Source organism: Sphingomonas sp. Leaf198, from assembly GCF_001424005.1.
GTDB lineage: Bacteria > Pseudomonadota > Alphaproteobacteria > Sphingomonadales > Sphingomonadaceae > Sphingomonas.
On the sequence record NZ_LMPX01000002.1, the window covers coordinates 938,170 to 952,701 of the forward strand.

13 protein-coding genes are annotated in these 14,532 nt (G+C 68.1%); 12 read left to right on the forward strand and 1 reads right to left on the reverse strand.

The genetic code is table 11. The features are described 5' to 3' along the window. Nucleotides 1-334: 334 nt before the first annotated feature. Both ASG20_RS11385 and ASG20_RS11390 read left to right on the forward strand, forming a co-directional pair. A complete protein-coding gene (locus ASG20_RS11385; protein ID WP_056052156.1) occupies nucleotides 335-1,306 on the forward strand; it encodes a cation diffusion facilitator family transporter in 972 nt (323 codons plus the stop codon). A gap of 107 nt (nucleotides 1,307-1,413) precedes the next feature. Further along, nucleotides 1,414-1,860, forward strand: a complete 447-nt coding sequence (locus ASG20_RS11390; protein ID WP_056052159.1) for a glycine zipper 2TM domain-containing protein — start codon at nucleotides 1,414-1,416, stop codon at nucleotides 1,858-1,860. A gap of 147 nt (nucleotides 1,861-2,007) precedes the next feature. Here ASG20_RS11390 and ASG20_RS11395 read toward each other — a convergent pair whose 3' ends face one another. Next, complete coding sequence (locus ASG20_RS11395; protein ID WP_056052161.1) at nucleotides 2,008-3,036, reverse strand: polyprenyl synthetase family protein; 1,029 nt, start codon at nucleotides 3,034-3,036, stop codon at nucleotides 2,008-2,010. A 141-nt stretch (nucleotides 3,037-3,177) separates the two neighbouring features. Between ASG20_RS11395 and ASG20_RS11400 the strand changes: the two genes are divergently transcribed. The 10 genes from ASG20_RS11400 to ASG20_RS11445 all read left to right on the forward strand — a co-directional run bounded on the left by ASG20_RS11400 (nucleotide 3,178) and on the right by ASG20_RS11445 (nucleotide 14,505). Next, complete coding sequence (locus tag ASG20_RS11400; RefSeq protein ID WP_056052164.1) at nucleotides 3,178-3,465, forward strand: chorismate mutase; 288 nt, start codon at nucleotides 3,178-3,180, stop codon at nucleotides 3,463-3,465. A 113-nt stretch (nucleotides 3,466-3,578) separates the two neighbouring features. Next, entirely contained in the window at nucleotides 3,579-4,295 is a 717-nt protein-coding gene (locus tag ASG20_RS11405) for an AcvB/VirJ family lysyl-phosphatidylglycerol hydrolase (protein WP_056052165.1), read from the forward strand. 120 nt (nucleotides 4,296-4,415) lie between these two features. Beyond that, nucleotides 4,416-6,974, forward strand: coding sequence for a bifunctional lysylphosphatidylglycerol flippase/synthetase MprF (gene mprF / locus ASG20_RS11410; RefSeq protein WP_056052168.1), 2,559 nt, complete (start codon nucleotides 4,416-4,418; stop codon nucleotides 6,972-6,974). Nucleotides 6,975-7,012: 38 nt separating this feature from the next. Then, entirely contained in the window at nucleotides 7,013-7,672 is a 660-nt protein-coding gene (locus tag ASG20_RS11415) for a dTMP kinase (protein ID WP_056052170.1), read from the forward strand. Between the two features lie 181 nt (nucleotides 7,673-7,853). Further along, entirely contained in the window at nucleotides 7,854-8,306 is a 453-nt protein-coding gene (locus ASG20_RS11420) for a MarR family winged helix-turn-helix transcriptional regulator (protein WP_082470901.1), read from the forward strand. Then, nucleotides 8,303-10,357 (forward strand): FUSC family protein, encoded by a 2,055-nt coding sequence (locus tag ASG20_RS11425; protein WP_082470902.1) that lies wholly within the window; start codon nucleotides 8,303-8,305, stop codon nucleotides 10,355-10,357. Before ASG20_RS11420 ends, ASG20_RS11425 begins: the two co-directional genes overlap by 4 nt. Continuing rightward, on the forward strand, nucleotides 10,354-10,560 hold the full coding sequence (locus ASG20_RS11430) for a DUF1656 domain-containing protein (protein WP_056052175.1): 207 nt from the start codon (nucleotides 10,354-10,356) through the stop codon (nucleotides 10,558-10,560). Before ASG20_RS11425 ends, ASG20_RS11430 begins: the two co-directional genes overlap by 4 nt. Then, on the forward strand, nucleotides 10,557-11,459 hold the full coding sequence (locus ASG20_RS11435) for an efflux RND transporter periplasmic adaptor subunit (protein ID WP_056052179.1): 903 nt from the start codon (nucleotides 10,557-10,559) through the stop codon (nucleotides 11,457-11,459). Before ASG20_RS11430 ends, ASG20_RS11435 begins: the two co-directional genes overlap by 4 nt. A 158-nt stretch (nucleotides 11,460-11,617) precedes the next feature. Beyond that, the gene (locus tag ASG20_RS11440) at nucleotides 11,618-12,997 is read left to right on the forward strand and encodes an efflux transporter outer membrane subunit (RefSeq protein ID WP_056053092.1); all 1,380 of its coding nucleotides are present in this window, start codon (nucleotides 11,618-11,620) and stop codon (nucleotides 12,995-12,997) included. Beyond that, nucleotides 12,994-14,505 (forward strand): DHA2 family efflux MFS transporter permease subunit, encoded by a 1,512-nt coding sequence (locus tag ASG20_RS11445; RefSeq protein WP_156364250.1) that lies wholly within the window; start codon nucleotides 12,994-12,996, stop codon nucleotides 14,503-14,505. Before ASG20_RS11440 ends, ASG20_RS11445 begins: the two co-directional genes overlap by 4 nt. Nucleotides 14,506-14,532: the final 27 nt, after the last annotated feature.

The following is a 14,532-nucleotide window of genomic DNA, read 5'->3' on the forward strand; positions in this document are numbered from 1 at the left end:
CATGCCGGGCTCGTTCCGGCATCCACCGTTCCACACATTCGAGAGAATTGAGTGCGCGGGACGGTGGGCCCCGGCCTCCGCCGGGGTGACGGAGCGGGTTGGTGGCAGGGTAAACTGCTCCCCTCCCTGGAAGGGAGGGGTCGGGGGTGGGTTGGGTTCCGCATGTCCTTGCGGTTGCGACATAAACGGGCCGACCCACCCCCGACCCCTCCCTTCCAGGGAGGGGCAGGGGGGACTGTTGCGCGTTTGGCGACGTGCGAGAATGTCTCTCGCGTCCTAGTATCTCATGATACGGCAATGCTAGGCGACGGCCGGATTTAGCGGAGCGCGGGCTTTGGGCGGACATCATCACGGGCACGACCATTCGCATGGTCACTCGCACAGCCACGGCGGAGGCCACGGCCACTCGCACGGCGGCCACAGCCACGCCCCGGCCTCGTTCGACCGCGCCTTCGCGATCGGCATCGGCCTCAACATCGTGTTCGTCGTCGTCGAAGCGATCGTCGGTCTGCGCATCGACTCGGTCGCGCTGCTCGCCGACGCCGGCCACAATCTGTGCGACGTGCTCGGCCTCGTCGTCGCCTGGGGCGGCACGATGCTCGCGCGCACCGCACCGACCAAGCGCTACACCTACGGGCTGAAAGGCTCGACGATCCTCGCTGCGCTGGCCAACGCGCTGCTGTTGCTGGTCGCACTCGGCGCGATCGTGCTGGAGGCGTCGCAGCGTTTCTCCGACCCCGCCCCCACCGCCGGCCTGACCGTGTCGATGGTCGCGGGCATCGGCATCGCCGTCAACGCGTTCACCGCGTGGATGTTCGCACGCGGTCGCAAGGGCGACGTCAACATCCGCGGCGCGTACCTCCACATGGCCGCCGACGCGCTGGTGTCGGCAGGCGTGGTGATCGCCGGCTTCGTGATCTGGCGCACCGGCCTCACCTGGATCGACCCCGCGGTCAGCATCGTCATCGCGATCCTGATCTTCTGGCAGACCTGGGGCCTGCTCCGCGAGACCGTCGAGATGTCGCTGTCCGCGGTCCCCCGCGGGATCGAATTCGACCATGTCGACGAGGCGTTGTGCAGCCTGCCCGGAGTCACCGAGATCCACGATCTCCACATCTGGCCGATGAGCACCACCGAACCCGTCCTCACCGCGCATCTGGTGATGCCCGCCGGACACCCCGGCGATCGATTCCTGAGTGATGCCAGGACGATGCTCCACGACAAATTCGGGATCGGCCACGCGACGTTGCAGGTCGAGACAGGCAACGGCCACGACTGTTCGATGGCGGACTCGGCGACTGTTTGAATTTGGCCGTTCGAACTTCGGCGTCTGAACTTGGAATTCTAAATCTAGCTGTTTGAACTTTTCCGGTGCCGCACGGGTTACTCTGTCACGCATCAGGAGCAAAGTTCATGAAGAAGCATCTTATCGCAGCGTTGATGTCGGTCGCCGTCGCAGCGCCCGCCATGCTGCCGACCGCCGCGACCGCGCAACGTTACGACGATCGCCGCGACAACAACGATCGTCGCGATCGTGACGATCGCCGTTTCAACAGCGACCGCCGCGGTAACGATCGCAACTGGCGTGGCGACGACCGCAACTGGGATCCGTCGCGCAGCTATCAGGACGGCAAGTACCGCGAGCGCCGCCTCGGCCGCAACGACCGGATCTATCGTGGTCGCGACGGTCGCGCCTATTGCAAGCGCAACGACGGTTCGACCGGGCTGGTGATCGGTGCGCTCGGCGGCGGCGTGCTGGCCAACCTGATCGGTGGCGGCACGCTTGGTACGTTGGCGGGTGCCGGTGGTGGTGCCTTGCTTGGCCGCTCGGTCGACCGCGGCAACGTGAAGTGCCGCTGAGCTTCAGCCGACGCTAGAAACGACGACGGCGGCCGAGCGATCGGCCGCCGTTTTTGTGTCCCGACAACCGCCGTTCGTGCTGAGCGAAGTCGAAGCACCTGCGCTTTGGTCAGACCCTTCGACTTCGCTCAGGGCGAACGGAAGGGTCTAGTACGCGCGTGCGACCGCGAACTCGACCGCCTCGATCATCGCGTCCTTGGCGGCACCGTTCGCAAAGCCACCGATCGAATCGATCGCGCGCTGGCCATAATGTCGTGCCCTTGCGAAGGTATCGTCGATCGCACGGGTCGAGCGGATCAGGCGGATCGCATGCTGGAGATCGGCGTCGCTGTCGCGGCGCCCTTCGACCGCGTCCTTCCAGAACGCGCGATCCTCGGCCGAGCCGCGCGCGTAGGCGAGGATCACCGGAAGCGTCATCTTGCCCTCGCGGAAATCGTCGCCCGCGTCCTTGCCCATCGTATCGGCGTCAGAGACATAGTCGATCGCGTCGTCGACCAGCTGGAAGGCGATGCCGAGGTTGCGGCCGTATGCGTCGAGCGCAGCCTCTTCCGCCTCGGGGCGCTCGGCGACCACAGCCGAAATCCGGCAGGCAGCTGCGAACAGCGCGGCGGTCTTCGCACCGATGATGTCGAGATAGCGCTCCTCGCCAAGATCGACGCGGCGTGCGGCGGTAAGCTGGTTGACCTCGCCCTCGGCGATCACCGCGCTCGTCGACGACAGGATCTTCAGCGCCTTGAGGCTGCCGGCCTCGACCATCAGTTCGAAGCTGCGGCTGAACAGGAAATCGCCGACCAGCACGCTGGCCGGGTTGCCCCAGATGATGTTGGCGGTGCGCTTGCCCCGACGCAGGTCCGAGCCGTCGACGACGTCGTCGTGCAGCAGCGTCGCGGTATGGATGAACTCGACCGCAGCGGCGAGCAGGTGATGCTGCGTGCCCGCATAACCGATCAGTTGGGCACTCGCGAGCGTCAGCATCGGCCGCATCCGCTTGCCGCCGCCGGCGATCAGGTGACCCGCGAGTTCGGGGATCAGCGGGATTTCCGACTGCATCCGGCCGCGGATCACCGCATTGACCTGGTCCATGTCGCCGGTGACGAGTTTGACCATCGGGTCCAGCGACGGCTGGGACTCGGGATTGGGACGTACGGTTTCGAGGCGGTGGACGGTGGCGCTCATCTCCCCGAGCCTCTGCCGCCTATGCCCCTGCAAAGCAACCCTTGCCGACCCTCGGCTCACCCCGGCCCACCCCGCGGACATCTTGCCGATCCGGCCGTATCCTCGCAAAAGGCGCGCCGAACCAACGAAAGGGTGTTTTAGGTGGCTGACGACCTGTTGACCGGATATCGCCAGAGCATCGACAATATCGATGCGGCCCTCATCCACATGCTCGCCGAACGGTTCAAGGTGACGCAGGCGGTGGGCCGGCACAAGGCGACCCACGGCCTGCCCGCCGCCGATCCCGGCCGCGAGGAGCGCCAGATCGCGCGGTTGCGGCATCTCGCGTCGGAGGCGCAACTCGATCCGGAATTCTCGGAAAAGTTTCTGCGTTTCATCATCGACGAGGTCATCCGTCACCACGAGCAGCTTGTGCACGATCCGGCCTGAACCGCGCCCGCTTCGCCGGCCGCTCCACCCGCGGCGGTCGGCAGGCGCGACGTGACGGAATCGTCACGGCTGCTCCATCTCGCGATCATCTCGTTCTCGGTAGGGCGGCGGCGATGACGGGTCTTCGGCGTACTCTGATCGGACTCGTGGTCCTGGCGGTGATCGCGACCGGGTTCATGGGTTGGCTCGGCTATTTCGGCGGCCCGGTGTTCACGGACGTCCCCGCGACCAATGCGTCCCCCACCAGTGCTAAGCGCCCGTTCGCCGCGGTGCTGCTGACCAGCGACGTCGGCTACAGGATCGGCATGGCGCGAGAGATCGCGCAGCGGCTGGCGGCGGACGGCGTGCCGGTTGTCGCGGTCAACACGCTGACGTATCTGCGCAAGACCCGGACGCCTGCCGACATCACGCGGTTGATCGCGGATGCCGAACGCCGCGCGTTGCGGCTGGGCCAGACCGACAAGGTCGTGCTGATCGGCCAGTCGTTCGGCGCAGACATGCTGCACGTCGGGCTGATCGACCTGCCCGCCGACCTGCGCGCGAAGATCGTGCGGGTGGCGCTGATCGTGCCCGAGGACAACGTCCAGTTCCGCGCCTCGCCGAGCGAGATCTTCGATCTCTGGACGCCGACGATCGATGCCCTGCCGACCGCGCGGCGATTGACCTGGGTGCCGCTGCTGTGCGTGCACGGCCAGGAGGAAATAGGCAGCCTGTGCCCCTTGCTGACACAGCCCAATGTGCAAAACGTGGCGTTGCCCGGCGGACATCCGCTTCACCGCGACGCCGATGCGCTCTACGATGTCCTCGCGCGGTTCGTGTTCGCGCGCTGAGGGGTCGTCGATGAGCTTGCCAATGCCGGACACTATCGGGGCCGGGGAACAGACACGTCCGCCCCGTAGCGGGACTCGGGTTCGGAAACACGGTTTGCGCATGTCATGACGACGCGACCCATGCTTATCCGGATCCGCGACTGGATCGCGCATCGCCGCGGCACGCTGATCGCGCTCGCGGTGCTGCTCGTCGCGGTGCTCGGCTTCGCGGCGATTCACAAGCTGACCGCGGAAATCCGCCTGTCCGAGGTGCGTACGGCGTTCGCCGCGCTCGGCTGGCCCGCGCTGTCGGCGTCGATCGGCCTGACCGTCGTCAGCTACATCGCGCTGACCTTCTACGACACGATCGCACTCAGAGTGATCGGTCATCCGCTACCCTGGCGAACCGCCGCCGTCGCGTCGTTCACCAGCTACACGATCAGCCACAATCTCGGGCTCGCGATGCTGACCGGCGGATCGGCGCGCTACCGCGTCTACAGCCGCGCGGGGCTGGACGAGGCGGGGGTCGCGCGCGTCGTCCTGATCGCCGGGGTGACGTTCTGGGCGGGGGTGATCAGCGTCGCCTGCCTGTCGATGGCGATCCATCCGGGCATGCTGCCGATCGTCCACTGGACGCTGCCGCCGCTGCTGGAGCGGGCGATCGGGATCGGCGTCCCGCTGGCGATGCTGGCGATCGTCCTGCGCTATCGCCAGGGCGGTTCGATCGGGCTGCTGGGCTGGCGGCTCCCCCTGCCCGACGCGCGGCAGGCGCTCGCGCTGCTGCTGGTGTCGACGGTCGATCTCGCGGCGGCGAGCGCAGCGCTGTTCGTGCTGCTCCCCAATGCCTCCCCCGACCTCTATCCGGTGCTGTTCCTCGGCTATGCGGTGGCGATCGTCGTCGCGCTGATCAGCCATGTGCCGGGCGGGCTTGGGGTGTTCGAGGCGGTGATCATCGCGACCATGCCGCAGAACAACGCGACCATCCTCGCCGCGCTGCTCGCCTACCGGATCATCTATTACGTCGCGCCGCTGATCCTGGCGGCGGTGCTGCTCGCGTTCCACGAGGGCCGGCAATGGCGCAAGCGGGCGCGCGCGCCGGATCAGGAAGGCCGCGGCACCGATCCGCTGACGATCGCGCTGCCGTTGGCGCCGTTGCTGCTCGGCGTGCTCGTCTTCATGAGCGGCGCGATGCTGCTGGTCTCGGGTGCGCTGCCCGCCGCGCCCGGCCGGATGAACGCGCTGGCGACGATCCTGCCGTTGCCGATCAGCGAGATGGCGCATGTCGCGGCCAGCCTCGTCGGGGTCATGCTGCTGTTCGTGGCGCTCGGGCTGTACCGCCGGCTCGACGGAGCCTTCTGGGCGGCCCGGACGCTGCTCATCGCCGGCGCGCTGCTGTCGATCGCCAAAGGCCTCGATTACGAGGAGGCGACCGTCCTGCTGCTGACCGCCGCCGCGCTGCAATGGACGCGCGGCGCCTTCTACCGGCGGACTCGGCTGACCGCGGAGCCGTTGTCGCCCGAATGGCTGGTAGGGGTCGGCGCGGCGATCGGCCTGTCGGTGCTGATCGGGTTCTTCGCATACCACCGCGTCGGCTATTCGAGCAATCTGTGGTGGGAGTTCGAGACCAACGCCAACGCCTCGCGGTTCCTGCGCACCAGCCTTGCGGTCGGACTGCTGTTGATCGGTGCAGCGATCTGGCGGCTGTTCGCGGCGGCGCCCGTGCCGCTCGTCCACGACGTGCTGCCCGACGACGTGGCGGAGGCCGCGCTCGCGCATGCCGACCGGACCGACGCGATGCTCGCCTTCACCGGCGACAAGCGCTTCCTGGTATCCGACAGCCGCGACGCGTTCCTGATGTACCAGGTCAAGGGCGCGAGCTGGATCGTGATCGGCGATCCCGTCGGCCCGGCCGAGGCGTGGTCCGAGCTGCTCTGGGCGATCCGTGCGCGGGCCGATGCCGCGCAAGGGCGGCTGCTGCTGTACCAGATCGGTCTTCGCATCGTCCCGATCGCGATCGAGATGGGGCTGAAGCTCGTCAAATACGGCGAGGAGGCAACCGTCGAACTCGGCGGCTTCACGCTCGAGACACCCGACATGCGCAGCGTGCGCAAGGCGAGCCGAGTCGCCGAGCGGGCGGGCGCCGAGTTCGCGGTCGTGCGGGCCGCCGGCATGCCCGCGATCCTCCCCGAATTGCAGGTGATCTCGGACTGGTGGCTGGCCGACAAGGATCATGCCGAGAAGAGCTTCAGCGTCGGCCGGTTCGAACCCGGCTATCTGACGACGTTCGATTGCGCGGTGGTGCGGATCGAGGGGCGGATCGTCGCGTTCGCCAATATCTGGGCGACCCCGAACGGCCAGGAATTGTCGGTCGACCTGATGCGCCACGCCGAGGACATGCCGCAGGGGGGCATGGACTTCCTGTTCACCCGGCTGATGCTGTGGGGTCATGAGCACGGCTATCGCAATTTCTCGCTCGGGATGGCGCCGCTGTCGGGGATCGAGGCGCGGCGGCTGTCGCCGACCTGGTCGAAGGTGGCCGCGTTCCTGTTCCGCCACGGCGAGCGATTCTACGGGTTCGCGGGCCTGCGCGCGTACAAGGAGAAGTTCAGGCCGAACTGGACGCCGCGCTACATCGCCTCGCCGGGCGGCACTTCGCTGTTGCGCGGGCTGATCGATTTGCAGGCTTTGGTGAGTCGGTAAGGCTTGCTCGGGCCCCCCGCCTTGCTAGGGCAGACCCCATGAGTTTCCTCCTGGCAATCGAAGGCGCCGACGGCGCGGGCAAGGCCACCGCTTCGGCGCTGGTGGTCGAGCAGTTGCGCGCCACCGGCCGCACCGCCGAGGTCGTGTCGTTCCCCCGTTATACAGAGACGGTCGGCGGCTGGGCGCTCGGCGCGATGCTCGCTGGCACCCTGCCGCGCGGCACCTCGCCCAAGGCAGCGGCGGTGCTCTACGCACTCGACCGGATGGAATCGCGCGATCACCTGCTCGCGACGATGGCGGCGAACGACGTGGTCGTGTTCGATCGCTACATCGCCTCGAACATGGCGTACCAGGCGGCGCAGGTGCCGGCGGACGAGGCCGATGCGATGATGGCGTGGATCGCCGACCTCGAGACAGGGTCGTTCGCGCTGCCGACCCCCGATCTGTCGGTGTATCTCGATACCCCCGCCGCGATCGCCCGCGGGCTGATCCTGAAGAAACGTAAGCGGTCGTACACCGACGACGCGTTCGACGCGTACGAAGCCGATACCGGGCTGCAGGACCGCGTCCGGACCAACTACGCGGCAATGGCGCAGGCTGGGTTTCTCGGTCGCTGGGCGACGGTGTCGACGGTGAAGGACGGCGCGTCGCGACTACCGGCAGAGATCGCCGCGGAAATCGTCGCGCTACTCGACTAATGCCGTCATCCTGACGAAAGTCAGGATCCAGGGTAACGAGCGATATCCTGTGTAACTCTGGATCCTGACTTTCGTCAGGATGACGGAGTTGGTCGTGTAACCACCCGCGCCACCACGTTTTTTCCTTCCTGTCGCTAATTCCGCATTGCAGCATCGGCAAACGTCATTACTTAGCACGCTAATGACTTCCGCCCGCGCCCGTCTCGAAGCCTCCTATGCTCGCACGCTGATGCCGCTCGCGCGTCTCTGGCGGCAGGCGGCGGATCGTGCGCTCAGCGACATGTGCGTGTCGGCATCGACCGGCTGGGCGCTTGTCCAGGTCGGGCGGCTCGGCGACGACGTCCGCCAGACCGATCTCGCGAACGAACTCGACGTGACGCAGGCCTCGCTGGTACGCTCGATCGACCAGATGACCGCCGCCGGACTGGTCGAACGTCACCGCGACCCCGACGACGCACGCGTCAGCCGCATCCGCCTCACCGACCGCGGCCGCACGCTCGTCACCACGATCGAGTCGAAATTCGCGACCTTGCGCCACGCGATGCTCGACGGCGTGTCCGATGACGATCTCGCCACCGCGCTGCGCGTCGCCGAACGGCTCGGTGCGCGCTTCCTGGCGGACCGCGCGCGATGATGCTCTCGCGGTTCGGCAGCACGGAGGCGCTGTTCACGGTCAAATGCTTCGTCGCGGCGATGCTGGCCTATTACATCGCGCTCAGGATCGGTCTGACGCGCCCCTATTGGGCAGTCACGACGTCGTACATCGTCGCGCAGCCGCTGGCGGGTGCGGTGCTGTCGAAGGCGGTGTTCCGCGTTGCCGGAACCGTGCTCGGCGCAGTCGCGGCGGTGGTGCTGGTGCCCAATCTGGTCAACGCGCCCGAACTCCTGTCGCTCGGTCTCGCGCTGTGGCTCGGCCTGTGCCTCTACATCTCGCTGCTCGACCGCACCCCCCGCGCGTACCTGTTCCTGCTGGCGGGCTATACCGCGAGCATCATCGGCTTCCCGTCGGTCGAAGCGCCCGGCGCGGTGTTCACGACGGCTGCGTTGCGCGTCCAGGAGATCACGATCGGGATCCTCTGCGGCAGCCTGATCCACGGCTTCGTCTTTCCACAGACCGTGACCGCGGTACTGCTCGGACGGATCGACGCGATCCTCGGCGATGCCGAGCGCTGGTCGCGCGATTCGCTCGCGGGCGAGTCCGATGCGGCCCTCAGCCGCGACCGCCGCCGGCTCGCGCTCGACATCAACGAGCTGCACCAGCTCTCCATCCATCTGCCGTTCGATACCGCCCGCCTGTTGCCGCGCGTTCGCACGCTCCGCGCGCTCCAGGCCGAGCTGTCGATGCTGCTACCATTGGCGAGCGCGGTCGACGACCGGATCGTCGAGCTGCGACGCGGCGCCGATGCCCCCCGCCCCGAAGCGATCGCGCTGATCGAGGACGTCCGCGAATGGCTCCGCGATCCGCTGCCGCTCGCCGAACGACGCGAGACCGCCGACGCGCTGATTGCCCGTGCCAGGGCGCTCGAGCCGCCGGTCGGCGACACGCTGATCTGGCGCGATGCGTTGCGGCTCAGTCTGCTCGCCCGGCTGGCCGAGTTGATCGACGCGCATCGCAACGCGCGCGATCTGCGCGACCAGATGCGCTCGCCGTCGCGCACGCCCGTCACGCCCGCCGTGACCCGGCTGCTGGCGCGCACGACGAAGCGCCCGCTCCACCGCGACCGCGGCATCGCGCTCCGGGCGGCGCTCGGGACGATCGCCACCATCCTGCTCGGCTGCATCTTCTGGATCGGCACCGGCTGGGCGGATGGCGCGGGCGCGGTGCTGATCGCCGGCGTGTGCTGCGCGCTGTTCGGCAACAGCGACGATCCCGCGCCGTCGATCATGGCGTTCTTCTACGGCACGATCATCGGCCTCGTCATCTCCGCGATCTATGCCTTCGCGATCCTGCCCCGGGTCACCGATTTCGTGACGCTGATGGCGGTGCTCGCGCCCCCGATGCTGATCGGCGGGATGTACCTCGCGCGCCCCGCGACCTTGCTGGTCACGCTCGGCGCGCTGCTCGGCGGGTTGAACACCGTAGGGCTGAACGACCGCTTCGGCAGCGATTTCAGCGCATTCATCAACGGCGGCATCGCGCAGCTGGTCGGCACGTTGTTCGCGGTCGTCACGGTCGGGCTGTTCCAGACGATCGGCGCGGATACCAGCGCGCGGCGGTTGATCCGCGCGGGCTGGCGCGAACTGGCGACGCGGAGCGACTCGCCCGGCCGTCCCGACGCCGCTGGCTGGATCGCGCGGATGCTCGACCGGATCGGGCTGCTGGCACCACGACTCGCAGCGCAGGGCGAGGATCCGGGCAAGCCGCTGCTCGACGCGCTGACCGATCTGCGCGTCGGCGTCGCGGTCGGCGAACTCAAGCAGTTGCGGCTCGATGGCACGCCCGGCGAGGCCGCGGCGATCACCCCGGTGCTGCGCGGAGTCGGCAGGCATTACCGCGCGTTGCGCCCCGACAGGCCGGCCCCGCCCGAGCCCGATCTGCTCGCCGGGATCGACACCGCGATGGCCGGGTTCGCGACCAGCACGCCTGCCGGCATGTCGGACCGCCACCGCACCGGCGTCTTGGCTTTGACCTCGCTCCGGCGCAACCTGTTCCCCCAGGCGCCCGCGTATGGAGCAACCCCATGACCGGCGAAATCTCGATCGGCGGCGTCTTCCTGCCGAGCATCCTGCTGCTCGCGGTCGCCGCCGTCCTGCTCACCGGACTGGCGACGCGGTTGCTCGCCTTCGCCGGATTCTACCGCGTGGTGACCTATCGCCCGCTTGTCGATCTCGCGCTGTTCATCCTCATCCTCGGGTTGCTCGCCCTGCTCACCGGACCTTCCGCATGACCGCTTCCCGTTTCAAATCGCTGCTCGCGCCGCTCGGCCGTTCTGCCGTCACGCTGGTGATCGTCCTGCTGGCGGTGCTCGTCGGGATCTGGCTGTGGAAGCACTACGAGACCGATCCGTGGACGCGCGACGGGAAGATCCGCGCCGACATCGTCCGCGTGACGCCCGACGTCGCGGGTTTGGTCACGCAGGTCGCGGTGCACGACAACCAGGCGGTGAAGCCCGGTGACGTGCTGTTCGTGGTCGATCGCCCCCGCTTCCAGCTGACGCTGGCGCAGTCCGACGCGTCGATCGCGAGCGCGCGTGCGACGTTGTTGCAGGCGAGGCGCGAGGCCCAGCGCGATCTGGCATTGGGCGATCTCGTGGCAAAGGAAACCCACGAGCAGAACGTCGCGCGCGTGGCCACCGCGTCCGCGGCGCTGGCGCAGGCGCAGAGTGCCCGGTCGACTGCGGCGCTCAACCTCGCGCGGACGACGGTGCACGCGACGGTCCACGGGATCGTCACCAACCTCGATCTCCACCCCGGCGACTATATCGCGGCGGGAACGCAGGCGATGGCGCTGGTCGACACCGACTCGCTCCGCGTCGAGGGCTATTTCGAGGAAACCAAGCTCGGCAGCATCCATCTCGGCGACCCGGTGATCGTCCACCTGATGGGCGAACCGCAGGCGCTGCACGGCCGCGTCGACAGCATCGCCGCGGGGATCAACGACAGCGAGCGGACGAACACGACGAACCTGCTGCCGAACGTGAACCCGACGTTCAATTGGGTACGGCTGGCGCAGCGCATCCCGGTGCGGGTGAAGCTGACGCAGGTACCGAAGGGGGTGCAGCTGATCGTCGGCCGCACCGCGACGGTGACGGTCCAGCCGCGCGTCACACCGGGGACGACGGCATGACGCTCCCCACCATCCGCCCCACCCTCTTCCGTCATCCTGACGAAAGTCAGGACCCAGGGTTACAAGCGATGTCCTGCGTGGCTCTGGATCCTGACTTTCATCAGGATGACGGAAGAGGGGGCACTAAGCACGTCAGTCGCGGCGGTCTCGCAACGGTCATCGCCTCACTCGCCCTCGCCGCCTGCACGACCGCCGGCCCGAACTACGCCCTCCCCGAGTCTGCCGTCGTCAACCGCCACTCCGCCCAAGGCAATTTCGACAGCGGCAACGAGAAGGCGTTCGCCGACACCCCGCTCCCCGATCACTGGTGGCAGCTCTACGGCGACGCCCGCCTCGACGGCTTCGTCACCGAAGCGCTCGCCGCCAACACCGATCTCCGCGCCGCCGACGCCAACCTGCGCCGCGCCGATGCGGTCGTCGCCGAAGTCGCCGCTGGCCGAACGCTGTCGACCGTGCTCGGCGGCGGCGCCTCGCTCGACCGCCCCTACACGACCGGCGGCAACCTGCCCGGCACGCTCGACTACAATCTCGGCATCACGCTCGCCTATCCGCTCGACCTTTCGGGCCGGATCCGCCGCGCGATCGAGGCGGCACAAGGCGATGCCGAGGCGGTCGCCTCCGCGCGCGACAACGTCCGCGTGACCGTCGCTGCCGAAACCGCGCGCAGCTATGCCACCGCCTGCACCGCCAACATGGTGCTCGCCGCGAACAACCGTATCCTCGCGCTGCAACGCCAGACGCTCAACGTCACGCAGCGCCTGCAACGCGGCGGTCGCGGCACCGCATTCGACGTGACTCGCGCGCGCACCGCGGTCGACCAGAGCGAGGCGCTGATCCCGTCGCAGGTCGCGACGCGCACCGCCGCGCTGTACCGGCTAGCCACGCTGATGGGCCGCTCGCCCGCCGACTATCCCCAGGACGTCGCGACCTGCGCCGAGCCGCCCGCGCTCACCCGGCCGCTGCCGATCGGCGACGGCAGCGCCTTAATCCTCCGCCGCCCCGATATCCGGCAGGCTGAACGCGCGCTCGCCGCCGCGACCGCGCGAATCGGCGTGGCGACGGCCAACCTCTATCCGCAGGTCAGCCTCGGCGGCTCGGCCGGCTTTACCGGTCCGGTGTCGTCGCTCGGCTCGACCAACGCATTCCATCTCGGGCTGGGACCGCTGATCAGCTGGAGCTTCCCCAACCGCCCGGTCATCCGCGCGCAGATCGCCCAGGCGGGCGCCAGCGCGGATCAGGCGCTCGCGCAGTTCGATTCGACCACACTCGAGGCGCTCCGTCAGACCGAGACCGCACTCTCCGCCTATGCCCGCGAAGGCGACCGCAACGCAGCCCTGCGCCGCGCCCAGTCCAGCGCCGCACGCGCCGCGGACCAAGCCGGGACGCTGTACCGCTTCGGCCGCACCGACTTCCTCTCGCTGCTGACCGCGCAGGCCGCGCTGACTACCGCACAGGCGAACCTCGCGGCATCGGACGCGCTGCTGGTCGATCGCCAGGTCGACGTCTTCAAGGCACTGGGCGGGGGGTGGCAGGCATGAGGCTCCGACGGCGCGGGCTCGCCTCGATCAACAGCGAGATCCGCGACGGCATCATGCCCGCCGCAGACACCATCGCGCGCGTCGCCAAGGACCCCGACGCGTTGCCGCACACGCCGAGCAATTACCGCGTCACCGCCCTGATCATCGCGTGCGCGCTGTTCATGGAGCAGATGGACTCGACCGTGCTCGCGACCGCGCTGCCGACGATGGCGCGTGATTTCGGCGTGCCCGCGACCAGCATGAGTTCGGCGCTGACGTCGTACCTGCTGGCGCTCGCGATCTTCATCCCCGCTAGCGGGCGCCTCGCGGACCGGTTCGGCTCGCGCACGATCTTCCGCGCGGCGATCCTCATCTTCGTCGGCGGATCGATGCTGTGTGGCCAGGCGACCAGCCTGCCGTTCATGATGTTCGCGCGTTTCCTGCAAGGGCTCGGCGGCGCGATGATGATCCCGATCGGCCGCCTCGTCCTGCTGCGCAGCGTCGCCAAGGAGGACATGGTCCAGGCGATGTCGTGGCTGATCATGCCCGCGCTGATCGGTCCGATCCTGGGCCCCCCGGTCGGCGGCGCGATCGTCACCTATCTTGACTGGCGCTGGATCTTCTACCTCAACGTGCCGATCGGCCTGCTCGGTGTGGTCCTTGTCACACGCTTCATCGGCGAGGTCCGCGAGGACAAGCCGGCGCGCTTCGACGTGCCCGGCTTCATCCTGTCAGGGGTTTCGCTCGGCTGCCTGTTGTTCGGGTTCGAGATGACCAGCCGCACCGGCGAATTGTCGCGCGCCGTCGTGCTGATCGCGGTCGGGCTGGTCGCGGGCGTGGCGTATATCCGCCACGCGAAACACCGCAGCGATCCGATCCTCGATCTGTCGCTGATGCGGATCCCGACCTTCCGGCTGTCGGTGATCGGCGGATCGCTGACCCGCATCACGCAGGGCGCGCAGCCGTTCCTGCTGCCGATGATGCTCCAATTGGGCTTCGGGATGACCGCCGCGGCGAGCGGCGCGATCACGATTGCCGGCGCGATCGGTTCGTTGATGATGAAGAGCCTGGCCCCACGCGTGCTCAGACGCTTCGGGTTTCGCAACAGCCTGATCGTCGGCGGACTCTGCGCGAGTTCGGGCTACGCGGTCGCCGGCCTGTTCCGCCCCGACTGGCCGATACCTGTGATATTCGGCGTGCTGATGATCTCGGGCTTCTTCATGTCGTTCCAGTTCTCGGCGTACAACACGATCGCGTATGACGAGATCCCCTCGTCGCGGATGAGCAGCGCGACCAGCTTCTACGCGACGTTCCAGCAACTTATGCTGTCGCTCGGCATCTGCGTCGGCGCAGCGTCGCTGCATGTCGGGATGCTGGGAACGGGCGCGACCCGGCCGGCGCTGACGGACTTCACGCTGGCGTTCCTGGTGGTTACCGCGGTGTCGGCGTCGGCAACAATCTGGAACCGCCGGTTCGCGGTGGATGCGGGGGCGGAGCTGAGCGGGCACAAGGCCCTCCCCGCGTCCTGACGCCTACTTCGTCATCCTGACGAAGTG

Bases quoted from the DNA above. Each gene is read 5' to 3' on its own strand.
- ASG20_RS11390 (WP_056052159.1), top strand. From the start codon at position 1,414: ATGAAGAAGCATCTTATCGCAGCGTTGATGTCGGTCGCCGTCGCAGCG.
- ASG20_RS11395 (WP_056052161.1), bottom strand. From the start codon at position 3,036: ATGAGCGCCACCGTCCACCGCCTCGAAACCGTACGTCCCAATCCCGAG.
- ASG20_RS11405 (WP_056052165.1), top strand. From the start codon at position 3,579: ATGACGGGTCTTCGGCGTACTCTGATCGGACTCGTGGTCCTGGCGGTG.
- mprF (WP_056052168.1), top strand. From the start codon at position 4,416: ATGCTTATCCGGATCCGCGACTGGATCGCGCATCGCCGCGGCACGCTG.
- ASG20_RS11415 (WP_056052170.1), top strand. From the start codon at position 7,013: ATGAGTTTCCTCCTGGCAATCGAAGGCGCCGACGGCGCGGGCAAGGCC.
- ASG20_RS11420 (WP_082470901.1), top strand. From the start codon at position 7,854: ATGACTTCCGCCCGCGCCCGTCTCGAAGCCTCCTATGCTCGCACGCTG.
- ASG20_RS11425 (WP_082470902.1), top strand. From the start codon at position 8,303: ATGATGCTCTCGCGGTTCGGCAGCACGGAGGCGCTGTTCACGGTCAAA.
- ASG20_RS11430 (WP_056052175.1), top strand. From the start codon at position 10,354: ATGACCGGCGAAATCTCGATCGGCGGCGTCTTCCTGCCGAGCATCCTG.
- ASG20_RS11435 (WP_056052179.1), top strand. From the start codon at position 10,557: ATGACCGCTTCCCGTTTCAAATCGCTGCTCGCGCCGCTCGGCCGTTCT.
- ASG20_RS11445 (WP_156364250.1), top strand. From the start codon at position 12,994: ATGAGGCTCCGACGGCGCGGGCTCGCCTCGATCAACAGCGAGATCCGC.